The sequence below is a fragment of the Enteractinococcus helveticum genome (assembly GCF_020742345.1).
Taxonomy (GTDB): domain Bacteria; phylum Actinomycetota; class Actinomycetes; order Actinomycetales; family Micrococcaceae; genus Yaniella; species Yaniella helvetica_A.
Genome location: NZ_DYXC01000013.1, coordinates 1 through 22,781, shown reverse-complemented (window position 1 = coordinate 22,781; position 22,781 = coordinate 1). Strand labels below are relative to the sequence as shown.

Sequence of the window (22,781 nt, the reverse complement as noted above, 5' to 3'; positions counted from 1 at the left end):
TTTTCCTCGAAGAGGGCGTCTACATTGAATACGGGCCGTATAAGCACGCGATAAATCAGACGTTTTTCCTATACGTGTGGGAACCGGGTGGTAACCGCATTGAGTTCGCCAACGCCGGGGCGCGGTTGATTCTGAACCCCGATCAGCCGGTGGTCAATTGGTCCGAGGCTGAACGGGCCAAGGGCCAGGCGTGGGGTATGAAGACGGTGCCAACGTTCCACACCCACGGCACCCCGTACGTTGAAAACCAGGAAGAGATCGACCGTGCTGCCCTGGAAGGCAGGCGCGTCTCCTCGTAGAAACAGCCAAAACCGGTGGCACACTATGTGGGCCACCGGTTTTCATGAGCAAGAATCTACAGGTTACCGGCGGAGTGATTATTGCCATAGGTAGGGCCGTAAGGGTAGCCTCCGGGGCTGTTTTTCATACTCATTTCACCATTCCAACCCATGCTTTGGAGTCCATTGGCCCAGAGCAATTCATCACTCGTCAATGTACAGGTTTTGTGGCATCTGGCGGATGAAGCCGCATTTCACAGCATTCTCACCGAGGGTTTCCAGGCGGTCTTCACGGATTTCGGCAGACCAATCCTCCAGGAGAGCATTTTCCGCAGCTTCGGGAGAAAGCCCCATAAACTCTGGCAGAAGCTCACGAATAGCCGACTCATTGGCATTCGTCTCGACCATGACTTCTTCGAGTGCTTCCACGAATTTCCGCACAGTGTCAGGATGCTCCTCGGTAAACTGTGCCGATGTCGTCGAAACTAACATCGGCATCCCCGGCATAGACTCTTGGATGGGATACCCCAAGAGTTCATTGTCTGGATTTTCCAGGGCAGCAGGTAAGAACGGATACGGCAAATATGCGGCGTCGATATTTCCCTGTTCCAGCTGGGCTGCCATATCTGGGAATGGAATTTCCAAGAAATTTAGCGACGCAGGGTCGCCGCCTTGGTTCTCGACTGCACCCATAAGCGTGAGATCCCATTGAGTTTGGATGAGATTTACTGCAGTCTGGGCACCGGCCAGGTCCTCAAAGGAAGAAATATTGCTGTCTTTGCGGACGACAATGCCGCTGACATCGTCTCCCTCAGGGTGTGCATATGAGAATCCCGACACCATACGCATATCCAGACCCTGATCATTAGCAATTAGGACAGTCAACGGGTTGAGCACTCCGATATCGTATGTGCCCGTCTCGATCGCAGGAAGCATTGCAGCGCCGCCCTGTGAATACTCAATTTCTACCTCTAACCCGTGCTTTTCAAAGATTCCTTGGTCTACTCCGTAGGGGATGGGCGCCGAAGCGGAGACTTGGAGCATCCCCACCGTGATCATCTCCAGGTCAGGAGAAGACGACTCGTCATCCGGTGACGACGATGCCGTGCCGCAGGAAGTTAAAAGTATGGCGGTAAGTAGTGCTATTCCCGTCTTTTTAGTGATTGACACAGCATGTTCTCCAAGTCGATAGGCAAGTTTCTCTCAGTAAACAGCAGCGGTAGCTGGAACAGTCCAGTGGGCTAATTATGGGCACTATCACTTCTGTGGATAGGTGGGACCTAGGGTTAGCCGACGTCAGAGGTGGGAACACGTGATCTAAAAATTTTGGATCACGTGTCACCTGTGGTCTGCCTTCGACCCGCAAATGGTGTGCCAATGTAGCGGAACTCAAGCAGCATCGACCATCCTGATAGCCAGTATCAGCAAAAGGTGGGAGTGAAAGCTACGTCACACTGGTGAACTTGTCTCAACCCAATAAGCAAGGAGAAGACATGTTCACTCAACCGCGAAGTGGGAGGAAAAACCTCCTTCAAGCCGCTGCCGCCTTTTCGATTTCAGCACTCCTCTTGACTGGATGCTCGGCCTCAGCAGATAACGATGCCGGTGCAACGTCAGAGACTGAAGAAGGACCAATTTCGATGACGGTCGCACGCGGCCAGGTCAACATCGAAAACACCATCCTTGCCGAAGAGAACGGTATTTTTGAGGATGCTGGGATTATTGTTGATCCCCAAGTGAGTCAAGGAGCCACTGCGACGAACTCCGCCGTGATCTCCGGAGAATTTGACGTGGCTCTCACAGACGCGACCTCAGCAACTCGCGCGATCTCCGAAGGCATGCCCATCACAGTGGTCGCTGGCCAAAAACACGCCGACCCAGAACACCCACTGGAAAGTGGAGTGCTGCTGCCACCTGATTCACCGATCTCCGACTGGAGCGATCTCGAAGGCAAGAAAGTCGGAATTCCAGATCTGGGCGGACTGCCACAGTTGACAGTGCAACAAGCTATGACGGACCAAGGTCTCGACCCTGAATCCGTTGAATTTGTCGCCTTGCCATTGCCGGCACTGGCCGAAGCTGCGGCAACCGGTGAAGTCGACGCAGTTTTTCTCTTCAGTGCATTCTACTTCGGTGCGCAATCAAATGGTTTTACCCCGTTGGGAACTGGAGTCGGAGAGTTCTTGCCCAATTCGCCACAGAGCGTCTGGATCGCTAGCCAAGAATACGCAGCAAATAATGTTGAAGCGCTAGAGCGATTCCGTGAAGTACTCGATACTGCCAATGCACTGGTCGAAGAAGATGAAGAAACAGTACGGAACATCTATCACGAAAATACTGAGTTACCAGCAGATTTCATTGACAACGTGATGGTATTAGCACCGCTATCCTCGGACCTACCGCAAGACGGCTGGGAAAGGCTCGTTGACGTCATGGTGACACATAACGAACTGCCTGAACCTCTGGCTTACGACGAGATCGTATGGGATGGCGCTCGCTAAAAGCTCGCGTTCCGTGGGACCATATCAGTGCTGCGGTCCCGTCACAACATCGTGGAGATACAAACATGACGAAGACTCACACCGTTCGACCCCAAACCCCACGAATAACCGCACCTCGACGGTCACTCAATATCGGCTATCAACGGGTACTCGTGCTATTCGTAGTAATTGGTATTTGGTGGCTTATCGCAGCTACAGCGCTACTTCCTGAAACACTGGTTCCAGATCCGATCGCCGTGATAGTGGAACTTGGACGCCTCAGTATTACGGCTGAATTCTGGCAAGCAATCATAGCTACGTTGAGCGGCGCAATGCTTGGCTTAGCCGCCTCCATCGTCGTGGGGATTCCCCTGGGCGTTGTCTCCGGACGATTCTGGCGGGTGGAGCGTTCCGTCAACTTCCTTGTCGATTTCGGTCGAGCATTTCCCGCTGTAGCCCTAGTAGGTGTTCTTGTACTCATGCTAGGACGCGGGATCGAAATGAAGTCCGTGCTCGTATTCATCGCGGTAATGTTCCCGCTAATCATCCAAACTCAGCACGGTGTCCAGCAAGTCAATCCGATGATCCAAGAAACCTGTCATGCGTTTCGCATTCCGCAAGGGCTCTACATTCGTAAGGTCTTACTACCGGCTGCAATGCCATCGATCATGACAGGTCTTCGACTTGCCGCATCCGTTGCGGTGCTCGTGGCTATCTCAGCAGAAGTCTTGACCAATGCTCCGGGCATCGGTCAAAAGATTGCTGAGGCACAAATCGGCAGCAATGCTCCAAAAGCGTTTGCATTCATTGTGGCTTCAGGAGTCTTGGGTTATCTCGTGAACTACGCGGTCAGTGCAGCCCAAAACAGGATCATCGGGTGGCGACCTGCCCAAGGCGGTGACGAATAATCATGACAAGCGTTAAGCAACCCAGCAAATTTTCTCTGATGGCGTGGCAAATCTGGCTACCACTGGTGCTTATTGTCACCTGGTTTCTCGTCTCAGCGAACTCCACCTCACCATTTTGGCCCCCACTGACCAGTATCTTTGCAGCCATGGGGGAGTGGGCCGCTAGCGGTGCCCTTTGGCAAGACTTCCTGTTCAGTTTTGGCAATTATATTGTAGGCGTTGGCATAGCAGTGGTGCTGGGCCTCGGCTTCGGGGTAGCCATAGGCCTGATGCCCCGACTAGCACGGGTGCTTGATCCCTTCCTGGATTTTCTTCGGTCGCTTCCCAACGTCGTCTTCGTCCCGATTATTGTGCTCGTGCTTGGTATTGACGCGTGGCCCAAGATCGCGCTCATCGCGTTTGCCTGCATGTGGCCGGTGTTGCTGAACTGTATTGAAGGTGTCAGACAGATTGCCCCGAGCGTTTTCGAAGCCACCCTGGCCTACCGCATCCCATTGTGGCTGAAGATTCGAAAAGTGGTGCTCCCCGGCTCACTGCCTCAAATCGTCGTCGGTGTGAGGCTTGCGATCACTGTCGGTCTGGTCATGCTGGTCGTAAGTGAAATGTACGGGTCCACCAGCGGCATGGGCTTCTTCATTCTTGATAACAGCCAACGTTTTCGTCTTGCTGACGCATGGGCAGGCACCATCTTGATCGGAGTGATCGGATGGCTGATCACCTACGTATACGCAAAATTTGAACATCGGATGCTTGCCTGGCACCGCCAGGAAGACATCAAGGAAAGGGCCTCATGAACAACACAACAAAAACCACTACTGAAGTTGCCTTGAGTGCTTCTAACGCGACCAAGTGGTTTGGTAGCGGCGATCAGCAAGTCACGATTATTGCGGACCTCAATCTTGACCTGGTGGCAGGTGACATCACGTGTCTGGTGGGCCCATCAGGGGTTGGCAAGACAACTTTGCTCCGGCTTCTGTCCGGGCTTGCTAAGCCCAGCCAAGGCGAAATCTCGATGGCAGGAAAAGCGCTGGAAGGCCCTGTCGGGGAAATCGCGGTGGTTTTTCAGGATTATCGTGGTTCCATGATGCCCTGGATGCGGGTCTTACAAAACGTGGCGTTTCCGCTTGAAGGACGAGGCGTACCGAAACCAGAGCGTCTGCGTCGGGCCGCTGCAGCGCTTGATGTCGTGGGCCTGAGTGATTCAGCAGAAAAGTACCCTTGGCAATTGTCTGGCGGGATGCAGCAGCGCGTTGCAATAGCTAGGGCATTAGCTTATGAATCACCTATCTTGCTCATGGACGAGCCGTTCGGTTCCCTTGACGCCCAAACCAGATTCGAATTGGAAGACCTTGTACTCAAACTCCGTGAAGATCTCGGGATCACAATCGTGGTGGTGACCCACGATATTGATGAGGCCGTTTACCTTGGCGATCGTGTGGTCGTATTGGGCGGAAGACCATCACGGGTAGTTGACGATGTCGTCGTGCCAATCCCACGGGGCCGCCAGCAACTGAAAACTAAATCCGACCCGGTATTCATTGAGTTGCGCACACGCGTTATGGAAGAAATCCAACGCTTTGGCCTGCGCAGCCAACAACGGTAACAGGAGCCTGACGAAACATGAGTCGAGGAACACATCAACCAGAATTCCGCGGCGTTGACGGCGCAAAACCACGTGGCTACGAAGGTTTTGGTGGCGTGGTCGCGCCTCGAGTGTCACAGTCACAACCGTGGTGGCCACAGCCGGTACGAGCACCCAACGGTGCTCCGAACGTTATTGTTGTTCTAGTTGATGACCTAGGGTACAGCGATGTAGCCCCATTTGGTAGTGAAATCCCGACTCCAGCGGTGTCTGAACTGGCAGATACCGGTTACCGATTTACCAATTTCCGTGTCACACCGCTGTGTGCGCCTTCGCGAGCTGCGCTGCTAACGGGCGCAAATCCTCATCGCGCCGGGTTTGGATTTGTTCCCCATATTGACCCGGGTTTTCCAGCATGGCGCATGTCGATACCAGAACAATTGCCCACGCTGGCTGAAACATTTCGAGAAAACGGGTATGCCACCTTCATGGTCGGCAAATGGCATTTAACTCCGGAGGCAAAACTGCATGATGGTGCGGAGAAATCCACCTGGCCGCTGCAGCGGGGGTTTGACCGCTATTTTGGCTCAATGGAGGGCATGACGACGCTGTTTCATCCCCATCGTGTCGTGCGCGACAATTCTCCGGTCACTGAAGAATTTGCCGACGACGATTACCTCACTGACCGACTCACTGACGAAGCAATCAACATGATCGATACCATGCGTGCGGGAGACGGAACAAAACCGTTTTTCCTGTACTTCGCGCACCATGCCGTACACGGCCCTGTCCAGGCAAAGCCTGCAGATATCCGTCAGTTCCGTGGTGCGTATGAGGCTGGTTGGGACCAAATGCGTCGTGACCGCTTTGAGCGACAACGCAACTTGGGAATCGTTGAGCCCGAGACTGAACTTGCCGACCGCGATGTCGCAGGGTTTGACGACACCAAGGCCTGGGAAGATTTGAGTGATGAGCAGCGTGAACGGTTTGCTCGACATATGGAGGTCTATGCTGCAGCTGTGGCGTCGGTGGACGACAGCCTCGCGCGTCTGATTGCCCACCTCAAAGAGATTGGTGAATACGACAACACCATCATCGTATTTACTAGTGATAATGGTGGCACCGACGAAGGCGGTGAGGAAGGCACTCGAAGTTACTTTAGCCAGTTTATTCATCAGGTAGGGCTCCCCGAGGACTGGGTGACCGATGTGCCGCGACCAATTGATGAACTTGGCGGGCCCAGGGTGTACGGTCACTATCCGCGAGGATGGGCCCACGTCTCAAACACGCCTTTTCGATCCTATAAAGGCAATGTGTACGAAGGTGGGGTGCGTAGCCCGCTGATATTGAGTTGGCCTAACGGGCTGACTCGTCACGGCGCAGACGATAACGGTGTGCGAAGTGATTTTGCATTCATCACCGACTTGGCTCCGACGTTGATAGAACTGGCCGGCATTGAACGTCCGACCCAATTGAATGGAGCAGCAACGCTTGAAGCTGACGGACATAGCCTCGTTGGACAGCTTGACGGCAGACGATCAAACACTGACAGAAGGCAATATCTGTCGCTTCTGGGACAGCGGGCATATTATCACCAGCAATGGAAACTGGTGGCGCTCCGTCCGGCACCAGGGGCACCACCTGGACCACCGGCGTGGCAGCTCTTCAACCTCATAGATGATCCAACAGAGCAATGCGATGTTTCCGAATTCCACCCGGAGGTCGTTGCCGAACTGGCTGAGGAATGGCGCCAAGCTGCTTGGCACAACACCGTATTTCCACTGCCTGACGGCCCTGAATTATTTGATACCGTACCCTCAACTGTGCTGGAGCTTGAACAACCGCTGACCTTACGCCCAGGAACACCAACATTGGAACGGTACCGATCATCACGGCTCATCTTCCTTCGGTCATTTGAGATACACATTTCCGCCCCGCAACGTTTCGGTGAGGGGATGCTCGTGTCACACGGTGACCAGGGCGGTGGCTACGCATTGTGGATTGAAAACGGGCAACTGGGCATGTCGTATAATGCCTACGGCAATATGCATCGTCAGTCGGTGACGTTATCTGAAACAGCAACATCGATCGAGGCGCGATTTACGGCACTGCCACACTTTGCATGGCGAATCGAAATAACAGTCGAAGACAAAAAAGTCATGCAATTTTACAAGGTACCTATGCTGCTGGGAATGGCCCCATACACAGGTATCTCCGTTGGATTCGATGGCGGGAGCCCTGTCGATTGGGAGCTCCACGAACGTCGCGGTCAATTCGTCTATGGTGATGCGCCTTTGACCGTGCGCTATGTGCCAGGACAGAAAGCCGAATACAACACTGAAGTGGTCCGTGCCATTGATGAAGTGAGCGCACGACTGTTGGATTGAGAACGGTAACGGGGTTACAAACAGTTCAGCGGAAGAGTGCGTATGGCTCATGTCAAGAAAACTCCGACCAGACAGCATAATCATTCGGTTAGTCCGAATGATCATTCGGAAAATTGCGCTGGTACCCTGCTGTGCGGTGGCGCACAATAGTTGTTATGAGTAGCCATAATCGTCCAGTCCAGTCAGCCGATGTCGACGCAGTCTCAGTTCCGTCGTCTGTACAGGTGACTCATGGTCTTGTCTACGCCAGACGAGACACTGGCGAATTACTGTTCGATCTATATCACCCGGCCGTTGACCATCCAGTTCCAGTGATCATTTGGTTACACGGTGGAGGTTGGTTCACCGGAGATCGGACCTTATCGCCGGACCTCTCCCAAATCGTTGCTCAGAGTGGTTACGCGGTGGCCAGTATCGACTACCGGTTATCGGGTCAGGCATTATTTCCGGCCCAGTTACATGATGTGCGAGCTGCTGTACGATTTTTGCGCAGCAATGCCCATACTTATGGTTTGGATCCGCAGGGAATTTGTCTGTGGGGTGCCTCGGCTGGTGGACACTTAGCATTGTTGGTTGGTCTAACCGGCCCTGTGCGGCAGTTACCGGGTGAAGACGAACCCGGTGAAACGAGGGTGGCAGCAGTAGCCGCATCGTATCCGCCCATAGACTTGCTCGACATAGTCGACCAGGCGGCCGAAAGGCTGCCGGGAACAGATCCACTTTCTTCACCGGAAGCACGCCTCATTGGGGGACACCCAGCTCAGCACCCGAGAGCCTCCAAGTACGCCAGTCCCCTGAATTGGATAACTCCTCTTGCACCACCTATACAGCTGTCACATGGCCTGGCTGACCCGTTGGTGCCTTATCATCAGAGCGTCAGAATGCATGAAGCGCTCGCCGCTGCAGGAACGGCAAGTGAACTCTACCTGGTGGATGAATATAAACATGGTTTCCTCAATCCGGCTGGCCGATTAGACGTAGCCCTCTCCGCCGTCATGGATGATGGTCGCTTGGTCGACGAACAAACTCCACCTGCCTGGTACTACGATGCGGAACATTCTGATGAGCAAGGCCAACGAACGACGTTTAGTTTTGCTCATGTCACCGATTTTTTTCAACGGCACTTGGCTCAGTGAGCAAACAGTTTTTGACAGTTCTCCAACACAATGGATAGGAAGACAGCGATGACCAGCACTGATCTAGAAACCATGCACGGACTTACCCCGGTGATCGATGCTTTGCCCGGTGAATGTGTGCCGTATTATCTCGCCTCGGGTGAGGGCTTACGTTTTGAAACCGGTGGTCAATTGTGGACCGTTATCGCCCGCGGGGTGGATACCGGCGGGCTCTTTGACGCGGCATATATTCTCGGTCCGCGTGGCGCTAGCTCCCCCTACCACAGTCTTCCGGATCATCAGCGGTCGTATTTTGTGGTGGACGGTAGCGTCCAAGTCTGGCTATCGCATGAAACTCAGATCCTTGTGGCTGGTGATTCAGTCCACGTGCCTCCAGGTGAACCAGTGGCATACCGGATGCTGTCGCATCGGACGCGGTTGCTGTTTTATTCCGCATCCGCCGGCGCCCTGGACGCACTGGTCGAGTCTGATTACGGCGTAGAAAACCATGTTTATTCTGCACATGAGCAGGTTGACCAACCGTTGTTGTCAACCGGAGCCCAACAATACGAACTGCCGCAGCTTGAGGTCACAGATTCTTGGGACATCGCCCTGCCGAGCGCCCATGACGCTTATTTTCTGCGTGAAGGAGGGGGCGAACACCGTGGATGGCCTGATGCAGTCAATAGCTACCTGGCTCGGGGCCAAAATACGGGAAGTCGGTACTTCGCTGTAGAGACTCTGGCAGCACCCCAGCCGTATATCATCCAGCATTTTCATCGACAGCACACCGAGAATTTTCTGTGTCTGTCAGGCCGGGTCTGGCTCTGGGTCAACGGCAAAGAACTATTACTCACCCCAGGAGATTTCTTACACGCCCCGGCTGGCACCATACACAGTTTTGCCATCGGCGCGCACAACACGAAAATGCTTGGTCTGCTGACGTCAGATATATTCGAACCGTTCTTTGACGTCACCGGCGTCCCGACCAACGATCGGGTCTATACCGAAGGGTTGATTGACCCAAGTGTCATTTTTGGTGGTATTGAAGCGAATCCCGATCTGGATCTCGTAGTAGTCGGTGGACCACCTGAGCGCCACCGAGCCCCCGGTATCTAGTAACTTAGCGCGTACCAATCCTGCCGGGAACAGCACTGCTATCAGCGACAAATCGTTCCTATCGTGTTGTAATTGTGTCAACGTCGGCGGCCTGTACATGCCCGGCTGGCGGGTAGGAGTCGAAAATAGATATCACTATTCATCAACTGAGATGTTTCCTGGCGGTGGCCCGCCATCTGCATTTTGGGCGCGCGGCAGCTGCCATGCACCTCAGTCCCTCGACGCTCAGCGAGCAGATCGCTCGGTTGGAACGTCGGCTTGGAAGCAATGTCTTTGACCGGTCATCCCGGCATGTTCAGTTGACCATCTACGGCCAACAGTTTGCTCCGCTTGCCGAACGAGCTGTGGCGACCATGCAAGACGTTTTGACCTGGGCAGATACGAGCGTTCAGATCAGATTGCGCGTGGGCATGGTCGTGTCCAGCCCCAGTTTTCGAGCTCTAATGGGAGCAGCAGTCCGAGACTTCCCAGCTGTTAAATGGGAAATACGCCATCTGGAATTCGCTGACCCCTCGATGGCCATCGAAGACGGTATCGTGGATTGCGCTTTTGTGGTCGACGGTGGCGTCCCCGAACCACCGGTCTTCAAAGTTCTACCCCTGTGGCGAGAGGACCGCGTGCTGGTCGTGTCCAAAGATCATCCGCTGGCCACTCGCGTATCGGTGGCTCCTCAAGATCTAAGAGGCGAGACGATCATTTCTGTGCAGGACACGGAAACATCCCGACGATGGCTGGCAGGAGTGCCCGAGGGCATAACGGAGACTTCTAAAATACTTGAGGTTGCTCAAAACTTCGAAGAAATCCTGGAGATGTGCAGCGCGGGTCTGGGCGTCAATATCGCCGGCGCCTCAGCTGCTGAAACCTATAACCGACCAGGTCTCCACTTCGTCCCGATCGTTGGAGTCCCCAAAATTACCACCTATTTGTGTTGGAAATCCGATAGTAGGCACCCTGGCTTGCAAGAACTCGTGCAGCTGGCGACCCAATGGTCCTGAACCCTTGCTGCCAGCGTTGAGCGTGCGCAGGGTCGATCACAGTAGTTGATGGCGACGTGAAAATTACGCGGCAGATTGCTTCGCCAGCATACGCCCAGCGCTTTGGAAAATGCCACGCATCCATGTATGTTCAGCATCATTTTCGTGAACTGGATGCCACCACAACGCATTGACAACAGGTACCGCATCAAATGGTGGCCTGAGAGTCCGAACGCCACGCGGTAACGATGCTTTAGAAGCTAGGGATTCCTGCACGATGCCGAGACGTTCGGTGCCGCGAACAAAATAGGGTAACGCCAGAAAACTCTGGACAATTGTCTCGATTTTTGTATCGAGACCAAGTGACTGCAGTTGCTGCCCGGCCGACGTGAATGCCGATCGTGACTGGTACGTAAAGACCCAAGGATTTTCTGCAAGATCCTCCATGGTGATGGAGTCACCAATGGTGGGGTGGTCTTCATCGACGATGATTGCCCAGCGATCCATCCATAAATCGGTGTGATTAACCGAGGTAATGTGCCCATGAGGCATGAGCAACCCATCGGCCGAGCGCAGCCGGTCTGCCGCATCTTCGACCACAGCAGGGGTATGCAAGTCGAATCGGAATTTGACGTTGGGCGCTGTGACAGCAGCAAGCCGTGAGGCCGCCTGGCCTACTGTTGCAAACGCGTAGTCAGACCCGTAGATAGTGAACTCCCGGGTTGATTCTCGAGGAGTCCAATCGGCCTGGCTGTCGAAGACTCGACGAGCGGCTTCCAACGCAGTAATTGTGTGTTCCGACAACCGTATAGCCAGTGGGGTCAGCTCGTAGCTGTTGCCTCGGCGTATCAGCAGGGGATCGTCGAAGTGTGTTCGTAATCGTGCGAGTGAAGCACTCAGCGCCGGTTGGCTGAGATGCAAGCGCTGAGCCGCTCGAGTCACGTTACGTTCTGTCAGTAAGGCATCCAGCGAGACGAGAAGGTTCAGATCGAGCCGAGAAAGTGGAGCTGAGTGAAACAAGGTGACCTCTCTGCGGTGTAAGAAATGCTAAGTGAGTGTGACGCAGATCTTCAAGGAAGTGCTGTAGAGCACACTAGCACTATAACTGATGTCGATATGTGGAATAGGCAGAATAGGCTTCCCTGATGATGCTGTTGCGGCGAGCATAGAACTATGACCAGGAACACCTTTGAATCAGGAAAGAGTCAAAAATGATTAAATTACTGTCGCATCTCTCTTATGTTGCTATCACCACCCCCGATGTCGAAGCATCGGTGAAATTCTATGAAGAACACGTTGGATTGACGGTGGTGGACCGCATCGATGGCCGTGTCTATCTGCGCTGCTGGGGCGACTATTACCGCTACAGTCTGGTACTCGTGCCAGGTGACGAGCCAGCATTAGAAACTATGGCTTGGCGAACCTCAAGTCCAGAGGCGCTCGCAGAAGCAGCAGAACGTGTTGCTAAAGCCGGCATGGAGGTCGAATGGTTTGAAGGTCACGCGATTGGTCGTGCCTTCAGCTTCGTTGGTCCCTGGGGCCACCGGATGAGCCTGCATTGGGATGTCGAGCATTTCCGTCAACATAATAGTGACGACGCTTCGATCTACCCTGACCGTCCGTCACGTCGTAGCCGTTTTGCTGGGGCGCCTCGGCAGCTGGACCACGTCACCATTGCAACCAGCGATGTAGACGCCTTTGCCACATGGTACAACGAGCTGCTGGGCTTCCGAATCATGGCCCGCACCGTCCTAGATGAAGCGCCCATCTCGGTGTTCTCAGTGCTCACTACGAACGAAAAATCCCACGACTTGGGCGTCGTCCTGGATACCTCGAGTCGACCAGGCCGTATCAACCACTACGCGTTTTGGGTTGATACACGTGAAGAGCTCCTCATCGCAGCAGATACGCTCATGGAACATGGCGTGCCGATTGAATACGGCCCACTGATTCACGGTATTGGTGAGCAAACATTCTTGTATTACCGAGACCCATCCACGATGCGCATCGAGCTCAACACGGGCGGTTACAGAAACTACGTCCCCGACTGGGAGCCACAGACATGGCGCCCGTCCCAAGGCTCAAACAACTTCTACCGCAATGGCACCATGCCGATGTCCATGACCGAATCATTCCCACCTGCAGATGGCCCGAGCACCACCGAGGAAGGCGTGCCGGATGAACTCAAAGATGTCCTGATCAACCCTTACGCAGAGCAAGGCCGCGGCTAATACCAGCTGAAACGAAGCGTGTGGACCCCACCAAATGGCGGTCCACACGCTTCGATAGCCAATTTCTCTGACTTCGAAAGGATAAGCCATGACATCAATCCCACGATTTGCACTTGCCCGTTATCGCACCAACGACACGGTCCATTATGGGCTAGTCGTTGCTGAGAAAATCCGTAGGATCACACCCGAAGACTTAGGCGTCGCGAACCTCAATGATTTTCTTGCCGCACCAAATTGGGACTCCGTAGCACAACTGGCAGAAGCTTCCGATGGTTGGATGGCGCTTTCTGACGTCACCCTGGTAGCACCCGTAGAACCCCGCCAAGTGCTACAAGCAGGCGCCAATTATCGCGAACACGTGATCGAACTGGTTGCTGCTGGACTCACCACAAATACCGATACAACACCCGAGCAGGCCCGGCAACGAGCTGCACACATGATGGACGAACGGCGTGAGCACGGTGAGCCATATTTCTTCATCGGACTACCCGCCTGTGTTGTTGGTGAAGATGTGCCACTCGTACTTCCAGCAGCAAGTAATACGCATGACTGGGAATTAGAGCTCGCCGTGGTGATCGGCCGGGAAGCATTTCAGGTTTCCACCGAAGACGCTATGTCACACGTCGCTGGTTTTACGATCGTCAACGACATATCGACACGAGAGTACACGTTCCGTCAAGATATGAAAGAAATCGGCAGCGATTGGTACCGATCCAAGAACTCACCGGGCTTTTTACCGACCGGCCCTTACTTGGTCCCGGCACAGTTCGTAGATCATGACAATCTCACCGTGCGACTTGAGCTCAATGGAGAAATCAAACAAAACGCAAATACCAACGATTTGCTTTTTGACATCCCGACCCTGATCGCAACGGCTTCCAGAACAGCCCCGCTATTGCCCGGGGACCTCCTGCTGACCGGGAGTCCAGCGGGCAACGGTCAACACTGGCAAAGGTTCTTACAAGACGGCGATGTCTTGACCGGCACAATCGAAGGTTTGGGCACACAGACAATTCATTGCGTGGCACAGGCAGAACGGACGACCACATGAGCAACAACCTTGACCTACCAGAAGCCATTGACCGTCAAGATCCTGCATCCGAGATCAATTGCCGCGCAGAGGCCTACCGAAATTGGGGTCGCTGGGGTCAAGACGATCGTCTTGGCACCCTCAACTTCATTGACGACGCAAAACGCCTTGAGGCCGCAGCACTCGTGCGTATTGGCCGGGCCATATCACTGTCACAATCCTTCGATATGAATGGGCCACAAAAAGGTTGGCGTCGTCGTACAAACCCGGTACACACCATGCTCGATACCGGCACGGATGCTGAGCGAGGGTCCCAAGGCTTTCCTCACGGTATCGGAGGTGCGGATGATGTCATTGCGATGCCGCTGCAATGCTCAACGCAGTGGGACGGACTAGGCCATATCTTTGACCGAGGGATGGCATGGAACGGGCGGCGCGCCGGTGACGTCGTGACCAGTGACGGCGACCTTGTCACCGGAATTGAACATACCGCAAATACGCTGGTGTCACGAGGAGTCCTACTGGATCTCGGCCGTTTTCTAGAACCAGATTCGGGCGAACTGACCGACGGCACCGCCATCACTGCGGCGGATCTTGACGCCTGTGCAGCAGCCCAGGATGTCAGTATTCGTCGCGGGGACATTGTGCTAGTACGTACGGGGCAACTGTCTCGCGTCCGTCGTGAGGGCTGGGGTGACTACGCTGGAGGGCCAGCTCCAGGGCTTTCATTAAGCTGTGCCGGCTGGTTGCATCGTACCGAAATTGCTGCTGTTGCCACCGACACCTGGGGGTTCGAAGTGCGCCCCAACGAATTTGATGTGCCCGCATTTCAGCCATTACACCAGGTGGCTATTCCAAATATCGGCCTCACTATTGGTGAAATGTGGGATCTTGAGGAGCTCAGCGCCGCCTGTCTAGAGCAGGACCGCTGGGAGTTTTTCCTCACGGCCTCGACACTTCCCATCACCGGTGCAGTCGGATCACCCACTAACCCCATTGCTGTTTTATAACCCAACAACCACACCACGGTGCGGTTATTACAAGGAGGTCTTGCCATGACACGTACGAAAGCCCAAGCAGTACAGAAAGTGGCAATCGCCGGAAGCGGAGTTGCTTCTCTTGGCGCAGCGATTAGCCTTGCAGAAGCCGGAATCGAAGTTGATGTTTTCGAAAAGAAGCACGAGCTGACAGCCTTGGGCTCGGGCATCACCCTGCAAGGAAACTCGTTGCGCGCTTTCGATCAATTAGGCGTATGGTCGCGTGTGCGCGAGAAAGGATTTGCATTTGACGGGCTGAACCTGCGTGCACCGGGGCCAGGGGCGCCCATCATAGCTGAGCTGCCGGATGTGAAGACCGGGGGACCAGATTATCCTTCCTGTCTGGGCATGTATCGCCCTGACCTTGCCACGATTTTGATTGAGCGAGCTGTCGAAGTCGGCGCGCGCATACATTTCGATGCTGAATTGACCGCGTTCGAACAGGACGATGCGGGAGTGGACGTGTACATTCACGGCGAATTGCGTGGACGCTACGATCTGCTGATAGGTGCTGACGGGCTGCACTCGAAAGTTCGGGAATTGCTTGGCATAAACACAGGGCCTCAGCCAACCGGTATGGGCATCTGGCGCGCATTTGTCGAACGAGCTCAAGGCGTGGAGCGCAGTGAATTATATTATGGCGGTCCAGTTTATATTGCGGGCTACACCCCGACGGGTGAAAACTCCATGTATGCGATTCTTGTCGAACAAGCACAGGATCGGTCCGAATTATCCGAAGCCGAAGCCACAGAAATCATGATTAATCAGTCTGCGGCCTATGACGGTCCATGGAACAGTATTCGTACTTCCCTTGCAGCTGGAAACGCTCGAGTGAATTACACCCATTTCACCTCGCATATCGTCGAAGAACCATGGAACCGGGACCGTGTGGTGATTATTGGCGACGCCGCGCACAGCTGTCCTCCCACCATTGCTCAGGGTGCAGCCCAGGCTCTTGAGGATGCTCTGGTGCTCAGTGAGCTGTTGACTCATCGATCGGTTCTTGACCAACAACTCTGGGATGATTTCCACGCTCGTCGGCTACCGCGTGCCCGTGCGGTCGTGGAAGCGTCGGTGCAGTTGGGGCAATGGCAAATTGATGGGAATACCGAAGCGGATCCCGGTGCACTTATTAACGGTGTTGCACAGAAAATGGCGGAGCCAGCATGAGCGGCCAGCGGAGTACCGTCGAGTCGATTATTGATGTCCACGCACACCTGTTGCTTCCAGCATTGCACGAGGAAGTGACTCGGCGAGTTCCTATGGAAGTTGAGGCAGCCGCAGCGCTTGAACTGTTGCGAAACGGTGCCGAAAGTCAGGCTGTGTCGGGTTCCATGGTTGGTGCGAGAATCCCAAAGCTCACACAACTGGATGAACGACTCAACGCCATGGATGAACAAGGAGTGGACCAGCAGTGGGTGAGTGTCTCGCCGAATCATTTCTATCCATGGGCAAACGAGGGCCTTGCAGTATGGATTGCAATGGAAACAAACCGGCTGGTCGCCAAACATGTTTCTGGGGCACCAGACCGGCTGACCGGCCTTGGTGTTGTGCCACTGCAACACCCAGAACGCATCGTCGAATGCATTGATGACGCAGTGCTGGGACGTGGTCTTGCTGGAATTGAAATTTCATCATTTGGTGGACCCGTTGACGGGCACACTGTTGAACTTTCTGACGAGCGACTTGAACCGATGTGGACACGACTTGTTGAGCTCGATGCGGTTGTCTTCATCCATCCGTTTGGGTGTACCCTAGATGAACGTCTTGACCGTTTCTACCTGTCGAATACGGTTGGTCAGCCTGTGGAAAATGCGGTCGCCCTGTCGCATCTCATATTTTCCGGGGTGCTGGATCGCCATCCAAGGCTAAAGATTATTGCCGCACACGGCGGAGGGTATCTTCCCACCGCAATCGGTCGGTCGGACCACGCGTGGCACGTGCGTCCAGAAGCTCAGCGCTGCTTAAAGCCACCATCAAGCTACCTACCAGAAATCTGGTTTGACACGGTCGTACATAACGATTCTGCGTTGCGGCAGCTTATCGATATTGCCGGAGCCGACCGAGTTGTGATGGGCAGTGATTTCCCCTTTGATATGGGGCTTGACGATCCTGTCGAACAGTTATCAAACGCTGGCCTGTCACCAGCGACGCTAGCTCAAGTGCTTGGTGGCAACGCCGAAGCGCTCTTAAGGCAACACCAACCATTGAACACAACGGAGACAGCATGAAGATTGCACGCTGGACGGGACCTGAGGGGCTGAGCGAAGGCTTCGTCATCGATCATGATGGGCAACTTGAAGTCGTGAAGTTTCCCGAACAAATGACCGTTGCTGAAGTACTTACCGGTGGCTTGCCGCTGGCTCAGGAACTCTTTGCCACTATCAATACGTCGACTGGGACCCCGCTTGAGGAGGTCACGTTGCAAGTGCCTTTAGTCCCAGCATCTATCCGAGACTTCGTGGCGTTTGAAGAACATGTTGAAGGTGTCAGTGGTGCCGTCGACGGGAAGAACGAAGTAGTCCCTGAATGGTATGAGGCACCCACTTTTTATTTCACGAATCCTCATACTGTCCGGGCAACAGAACAAAGCGTTGCGATCCCGCAGACTCAACGACTCGATTTTGAATTGGAGCTTGCCACCATCATCGGCGGAGTCTCCGGGTCAACGGGAGAAAACCTTGATGTCGCTACAGCCCAACAACATATTTTCGGATATACGGTGATGAACGACTGGTCAGCCCGGGATCTCCAGGCACGAGAAATGCGGGTCAAACTTGGTCCATGCAAAGGCAAAGACTTCGGAATGACGCTTGGCCCGTGGATCGTGACTGCTGATGAACTGGCACAATATGTTGATCCAGATGGCTCGCTTGCCATACGAGCAGAAGCCTACGTCAATGGAACACTGATCGGTGAAGATCTAGTGTCGAATATGGGATGGAATTTTGCAGAGCTCGTGGCATACGCGGCACGCAACTCCGTCGTGGTGCCTGGCGACGTCCTTGGATCAGGCACAGTAGGTAACGGTGGCTGTCTAGGCGAACTTTGGGGACGAGGTAGCGACATCGCACCGCTTGAGCCAGGTGACCAGGTGCGCCTTGTTATTGAAGGAGTCGGTGAGATCACCAACACCGTGGGTGAACGAGTACCCGCACCGCAGCTGCCACCCGCTCGAAAACGCGAACGGTTGCGGCGCTGATGATCAATCTTCGTCCAGAAACGCTATTTTCGTGTAAAGGTCAAGTTGCAGTGATCACCGGCGGTGCTACTGGCATAGGGCGGGCCTGTGCAGAGGCACTCGGTGCAGCAGGCGCACAAGTCGTGATCATTGGGCCGAGCGACACCCATCCATGTCAGGTTGCAGAGGAACTTTCTACACATGGCGGAACCTTTGAAGGAGCGGTTTGTGATGTCACCAACGATGCCCAACTTCAAGACGTGATAACGGGCCTCATAACTAAGTTTGGTCGCATCGATACAGTGCTGGCTAACGCCGGTGTGGCACTGGATCCTCCAGGCGGAACAACACTGGAACAACTGGCAGCTATGGACCGCATGTATCAGATACACACTCGTTCAGTGGTGCATCTGGCTGAGTTAGTTTTGCCTACTATGGCTCAAATCGGGGGCGGGTCGATGATGGTGATGTCGAGCCTTGCAGGACTCCGTGGTAACCGCGTTCTATCTGGTTATGGCGTGACAAAAGCAGCCAATGCTCAGATTGCTCGAAATCTCGCTGTTCAATGGGGGCAGCAACAAATTCGGGTCAATGCACTGTCGCCTGGAGTTATCTCCACGGAATTTGCTCGTCCTATTACGACTGATGCAGAAACGGCTTCAGTACGTCTTGCAAAAACACCGCTAGGCCGTTTCGGAACGCCACATGAAGTGGCCGGTGCAGTGGTTTGGCTCGCATCGCCTGCGGGTGCTTTCGTGAGCGGCCAGAATATCGTGATTGATGGCGGCACTCTTGTTATGGACTGAAGGCGCATGCCGCAGTGGAAAGGAACACAATTGAACCACATGACGCCACGGTTGGATGGTCATACTGTAGTCATCACTGGAGCAGCAGGCGGACAGGGTGCCTGCGAAGCCGAATTGCTTGCCAAGCTGGGCGCACAGGTCATCGCCGTGGATGTGACGACCGCAGAACCCCAAACAGAGCTACACCCAAACATCAGATTTAGCGTCCTCGATGTGACCTGCGAAGAGGATTGGGCGCGCCTGCGTGCACAACTGTCTGCGGTATTGAAACACGAGCCACTGCGTGCGCTTATTAATAATGCAGGGATTACGCATCGTGCACGGCTGGGAGAAATTGAACGAGCCGATTGGGATCGAGTGCTGGGAGTCAACCTCACCGGCCCAATGCTGGGTATTCAAGCTCTTGCCCCGCTTATGGGCGAGGGGTCATCAATCATTAATGTGGGATCGGCAGCAGGCCTCACCGCGCATTACCCCGTCGCATATACAGCATCAAAATGGGGTCTAAGAGGACTGACTCATGTTGCTGCAACGGAGTACGGTCCACGGGGGATCCGAGTTAACATCGTCCATCCAGGCTTCATTGAAACCACCATGACGGCGAATGCTCCCTCAGCGATGCGTGCAGCACAGCTTGCTCTGACCCCTATGGAACGGATGGGAGAATCGGAACATGTGGCACAGACCGTTGCTTTCCTTGTATCGGATGCAGCAGGATATATATCCGGCGCGGAGATTCCTGTTGACGGCGCGTTTACGTCGTCGGCCGGTGTGAAATATATGTCAGATCGTATTAGGCAAGGTTAACAGGGTAGGCCATACGCTTGAGTTCGAGGATAACGGGGCATAAGTAGAGGGCAAAGATGCAGTCGAGCAATCTAGATATCCGCTGGGTTCGACTTGAAGGTGGGCCTTTTAGTATGGGTAGCAACGATTTCTATCCTGAAGAAAGGCCTAGACATCAACGCACTGTCGCACCGTTTGAGATCGCTGAAACCCCAATCACGAATCGACAGTTTTCTACGTTTGTGCACGAGACCGGACATGTCACCATTGCAGAGTTGTCCCTTTCAGAGACGGACTATCCCACACTGTCAGCCGAACAACGCGCAGCAGGCTCGCTTGTTTTTACCCCGACGGCCGGTCCTGTGAATCTGCAAGATTGGCGGCAATGGTGGCGCTGGCAGCCTGGTGCATACTGGCAAGCCCCACAGGGGCCAGGCTCGAACCTCAAAGGACTCGAAGATCACCCGGTTGTGCATGTAGCTTATGAAGATGCAGTAGCGTTTGCGACATGGGCTGGGGCTCGATTACTGACTGAACCAGAACACGAGTTTGCTTCGCAGGGCGCCACCGAAGGAAGTTCGTATCCTTGGGGCAATGAGCGCGACCCCGATGGTGTCATACAAGCTAATACCTGGCGGGGGAAATTTCCTTACGATAATCAAGGTTCATTAGGTTGGAAAGGCACCAGCCCAGTGCGCACTTTCCCAGCCAATAGTTTTGGACTATTCGATTGCATAGGGAATGTCTGGGAATGGACGAGTACTGAGTACACTGCGGACCATCGCCATATCGTTGCCGACACAACACAAGAAACCACAGCGTCTTGTCAATGTAGCCCGCAGAATCAGCGCTCCCCTGCTGCGAAGCCAAAGGTTCTCAAGGGTGGATCCCACCTCTGTGCGCCCGAATACTGCCATCGTTATCGGCCTGCTGCACGAACCTCACAGACGACAGATTCATCGAGTTCTCACATCGGTTTTCGCATCGCACGTGACGTCTAAAGGCTCATCGCAAAAATGTAGTTGGTGTCTGAATCTGTCGGTATCCAGGAGTGCTCTGGTGATGTAGTGGGTGGGGTTTCTGATGCCTATGGCGGTGGCACGCAGGTGTTCGATTCTGCCGTTGATGGCTAACGGGAGCTACTCATTACGGGGCTTTTCGGAGGCGGTCAGATCCGTTAACATGGTATATAAATAATTTAAAAACTTTAAAAATCTATAAACGGGGTACACGATGCATCGACGCAATCCATTTAAACCAACGGCGGGTGCTCGACCTCCATTGCTGATAGGTCGAGGCGAAATTCGTCAGGACTTTGCCGAGAGTGTTGAAAACGGGCCGGGGTCGCCAGGACTTTTATCTATCTTCAGCGGGCCACGAGGCATTGGAAAAACGGTAATGCTGGGCGAGGTCGAAGATGAAGCGATTAGTCACGGCTGGATTGTCGTCTCAGAGACGGCGACACCTGGTCTGATCGCGCGGATTGACGCAGCGGTGCAAACGGCTGCGCTGGAATTCGGTGAGAATCCGAGTGGGCGGCGGGTCACCGGGCTTACGCTTGAACCCGTCGGTATCGAGACGACTGCCCCGGAAGTCAAAGATCGGCATTGGCGCCGCCCACTAACAGAGCTGGTGGCAGTTCTTGATCGTCACGGTACTGGCTTGCTCATAAGCGTGGACGAAATACACGCCATTGACCGCTCCGAACTCGCTGAAATCGCAGCTGTCGTGCAACATCTCATTCGTGAGGATCTCCCTATTGGCCTGGTGATGGCGGGGTTACCCAAAGCTGTAGAAGATCTTTTGAATGAAGGGGTTTCCACTTTTCTGCGTCGTGCTGAACGGTATAACCTTCACAGGGCTTCGACTCAAGAAGTTGCTGATGCGTTCCGTGAGACGTTTGCAGATAGTGAAGTTCCTATTAGTGATCAGCACGTTCAAGAGCTAGCCGAGGCGACCGGCGGGTACCCGTTTTTGATTCAACTTGTGGGGTATCACGTCTGGAGTCAGAGTAAGCGAGGAGACGGTTGCGTGACTGACGAGTCGATGCAAGCCGGTATTACTCGAGCCCATCGACGCATGGGCGCTACGGTTCTACAGTCTGCATATAAGTCATTGTCGGATATAGATCAGTCGTACTTATTGGCTATGGCCGAAGATGATGGTCCGTCGAGCACTGCTGCTGTCGCTAAGAGGTTGGGTGTTTCGCCAGTCTATGGCGGGCAGTATAGATTGCGCCTTTTAGCAGCAGGAGTAATAGAAGCCACAGGGCGTGGATATGTCGATTTTGCTGTACCAACATTCCGAGAGTTTCTTCGCAATAGCCCTGCATACGGTGTGAGTCTGCTCCCAGGTGGCAACGATTCTGCCTCATGAAAGCATATGAAAAGTGGAGGGTAATGAAATTGTGAGCACCGGTAGACAGCTTCTTGACCTATCGAGGAAATAAGCCTCAAGACGCTACTGTCGGCCCGCCACGTAGGGGTCGTCAGAAACAAGTAAGAGCGCTGACTCTGGAGATAAGGGCCAGCGCCCTTCAGAAGCTGCTATAACGAACTAGGCGTTCTTGCGGTACGATTCCCGAGCAAAACGAGAATATGGTGCTGGTTGGACCGTTGCTCGGATGGTCACCTGGCGGTGTGGCTCAACGGCTGGTTTGGCTGAGTTTGGTGATTCGCCCCAGATGAGCTCGACCTCGGTGCCAGGTTCAGCCAGATATGCGTCGATGCTGGCCAATGACACGAAAGCTTGTTCATTGGTGAGGTATCCGGCGTCATGCGAGATGCCAACCAGCTTTCCATCGCGTTCAACGCGGTCCACTTGGTACAGCCCGTAGCGGGCCTTCGGGAAGTTGACGTATTTCGCTG

General features: G+C 54.2%; 21 protein-coding genes and 1 pseudogene. 19 read left to right on the top strand and 3 right to left on the bottom strand.

Going from position 1 to position 22,781, the window contains the following annotated elements; translation table 11 throughout:
• Window positions 1-299: VOC family protein (locus tag K8V32_RS00960; RefSeq protein WP_524536662.1), on the top strand; the 299-nt coding region annotated here is incomplete at its 5' end.
• Window positions 300-482: 183 nt separating this feature from the next.
• Here the strand turns inward: K8V32_RS00960 and K8V32_RS00955 are convergent.
• Entirely contained in the window at window positions 483-1,448 is a 966-nt protein-coding gene (locus K8V32_RS00955; RefSeq protein ID WP_303901484.1) for an ABC transporter substrate-binding protein, read from the bottom strand.
• Window positions 1,449-1,771: 323 nt separating this feature from the next.
• Between K8V32_RS00955 and K8V32_RS00950 the strand changes: the two genes are divergently transcribed.
• The 8 genes from K8V32_RS00950 to K8V32_RS00915 all read left to right on the top strand — a co-directional run bounded on the left by K8V32_RS00950 (window position 1,772) and on the right by K8V32_RS00915 (window position 10,864).
• Window positions 1,772-2,779, top strand: a complete 1,008-nt coding sequence (locus K8V32_RS00950; RefSeq protein ID WP_303901481.1) for an ABC transporter substrate-binding protein — start codon at window positions 1,772-1,774, stop codon at window positions 2,777-2,779.
• 65 nt (window positions 2,780-2,844) lie between these two features.
• Window positions 2,845-3,666, top strand: coding sequence for an ABC transporter permease (locus K8V32_RS00945; RefSeq protein ID WP_303901478.1), 822 nt, complete (start codon window positions 2,845-2,847; stop codon window positions 3,664-3,666).
• A 38-nt stretch (window positions 3,667-3,704) separates the two neighbouring features.
• Window positions 3,705-4,460, top strand: coding sequence for an ABC transporter permease (locus tag K8V32_RS00940; RefSeq protein ID WP_303901475.1), 756 nt, complete (start codon window positions 3,705-3,707; stop codon window positions 4,458-4,460).
• A complete protein-coding gene (locus tag K8V32_RS00935) occupies window positions 4,457-5,269 on the top strand; it encodes an ABC transporter ATP-binding protein (protein WP_303901472.1) in 813 nt (270 codons plus the stop codon). Before K8V32_RS00940 ends, K8V32_RS00935 begins: the two co-directional genes overlap by 4 nt.
• 17 nt (window positions 5,270-5,286) lie before the next feature.
• Window positions 5,287-7,635, top strand: a complete 2,349-nt coding sequence (locus K8V32_RS00930; protein WP_303901469.1) for an arylsulfatase — start codon at window positions 5,287-5,289, stop codon at window positions 7,633-7,635.
• Between the two features lie 155 nt (window positions 7,636-7,790).
• On the top strand, window positions 7,791-8,771 hold the full coding sequence (locus tag K8V32_RS00925) for an alpha/beta hydrolase (protein WP_303901466.1): 981 nt from the start codon (window positions 7,791-7,793) through the stop codon (window positions 8,769-8,771).
• Window positions 8,772-8,819: 48 nt separating this feature from the next.
• A complete protein-coding gene (locus K8V32_RS00920) occupies window positions 8,820-9,869 on the top strand; it encodes a quercetin 2,3-dioxygenase (protein ID WP_303901464.1) in 1,050 nt (349 codons plus the stop codon).
• Window positions 9,870-9,994: 125 nt separating this feature from the next.
• Window positions 9,995-10,864, top strand: a complete 870-nt coding sequence (locus K8V32_RS00915) for a LysR family transcriptional regulator (RefSeq protein WP_369681021.1) — start codon at window positions 9,995-9,997, stop codon at window positions 10,862-10,864.
• A 63-nt stretch (window positions 10,865-10,927) separates the two neighbouring features.
• Here the strand turns inward: K8V32_RS00915 and K8V32_RS00910 are convergent, their stop codons facing one another.
• Window positions 10,928-11,863: a LysR family transcriptional regulator gene (locus K8V32_RS00910; RefSeq protein ID WP_303901461.1), complete on the bottom strand. Its 936-nt coding sequence runs from the start codon at window positions 11,861-11,863 to the stop codon at window positions 10,928-10,930.
• A 191-nt stretch (window positions 11,864-12,054) separates the two neighbouring features.
• On the opposite strand from K8V32_RS00910, the gene K8V32_RS00905 reads away from it, so the two are divergent.
• The 10 genes from K8V32_RS00905 to K8V32_RS00860 all read left to right on the top strand — a co-directional run bounded on the left by K8V32_RS00905 (window position 12,055) and on the right by K8V32_RS00860 (window position 22,290).
• Window positions 12,055-13,074 carry a VOC family protein gene (locus K8V32_RS00905; RefSeq protein ID WP_303901458.1) on the top strand — a complete coding sequence of 340 codons (1,020 nt, stop codon included), beginning with the start codon at window positions 12,055-12,057 and terminating at the stop codon, window positions 13,072-13,074.
• Window positions 13,075-13,162: 88 nt separating this feature from the next.
• Window positions 13,163-14,125: a fumarylacetoacetate hydrolase family protein gene (locus K8V32_RS00900; RefSeq protein WP_303901455.1), complete on the top strand. Its 963-nt coding sequence runs from the start codon at window positions 13,163-13,165 to the stop codon at window positions 14,123-14,125.
• The gene (locus K8V32_RS00895; RefSeq protein WP_303901452.1) at window positions 14,122-15,114 is read left to right on the top strand and encodes a cyclase family protein; all 993 of its coding nucleotides are present in this window, start codon (window positions 14,122-14,124) and stop codon (window positions 15,112-15,114) included. The genes K8V32_RS00900 and K8V32_RS00895 overlap by 4 nt, the downstream gene beginning before the upstream one ends.
• Window positions 15,115-15,159: 45 nt before the next feature.
• Window positions 15,160-16,311, top strand: a complete 1,152-nt coding sequence (locus K8V32_RS00890; protein ID WP_303901450.1) for an FAD-dependent monooxygenase — start codon at window positions 15,160-15,162, stop codon at window positions 16,309-16,311.
• Window positions 16,308-17,372 carry an amidohydrolase family protein gene (locus K8V32_RS00885; protein ID WP_303901447.1) on the top strand — a complete coding sequence of 355 codons (1,065 nt, stop codon included), beginning with the start codon at window positions 16,308-16,310 and terminating at the stop codon, window positions 17,370-17,372. Before K8V32_RS00890 ends, K8V32_RS00885 begins: the two co-directional genes overlap by 4 nt.
• Complete coding sequence (locus K8V32_RS00880; protein ID WP_303901444.1) at window positions 17,369-18,343, top strand: fumarylacetoacetate hydrolase family protein; 975 nt, start codon at window positions 17,369-17,371, stop codon at window positions 18,341-18,343. The genes K8V32_RS00885 and K8V32_RS00880 overlap by 4 nt, the downstream gene beginning before the upstream one ends.
• The gene (locus K8V32_RS00875) at window positions 18,343-19,128 is read left to right on the top strand and encodes an SDR family NAD(P)-dependent oxidoreductase (protein ID WP_303901442.1); all 786 of its coding nucleotides are present in this window, start codon (window positions 18,343-18,345) and stop codon (window positions 19,126-19,128) included. Before K8V32_RS00880 ends, K8V32_RS00875 begins: the two co-directional genes overlap by 1 nt.
• 39 nt (window positions 19,129-19,167) lie before the next feature.
• The gene (locus K8V32_RS00870; RefSeq protein ID WP_303901440.1) at window positions 19,168-19,935 is read left to right on the top strand and encodes an SDR family NAD(P)-dependent oxidoreductase; all 768 of its coding nucleotides are present in this window, start codon (window positions 19,168-19,170) and stop codon (window positions 19,933-19,935) included.
• A 56-nt stretch (window positions 19,936-19,991) separates the two neighbouring features.
• Window positions 19,992-20,915 carry a formylglycine-generating enzyme family protein gene (locus K8V32_RS00865; RefSeq protein WP_303901437.1) on the top strand — a complete coding sequence of 308 codons (924 nt, stop codon included), beginning with the start codon at window positions 19,992-19,994 and terminating at the stop codon, window positions 20,913-20,915.
• 232 nt (window positions 20,916-21,147) lie between these two features.
• Window positions 21,148-22,290, top strand: a complete 1,143-nt coding sequence (locus K8V32_RS00860) for a DUF8462 domain-containing protein (protein WP_369681020.1) — start codon at window positions 21,148-21,150, stop codon at window positions 22,288-22,290.
• A 180-nt stretch (window positions 22,291-22,470) separates the two neighbouring features.
• On the opposite strand, the pseudogene K8V32_RS00855 reads toward K8V32_RS00860, so the two are convergent.
• Window positions 22,471-22,781 (bottom strand): annotated as a pseudogene (locus K8V32_RS00855) (aminomethyl transferase family protein); the annotation flags it as partial.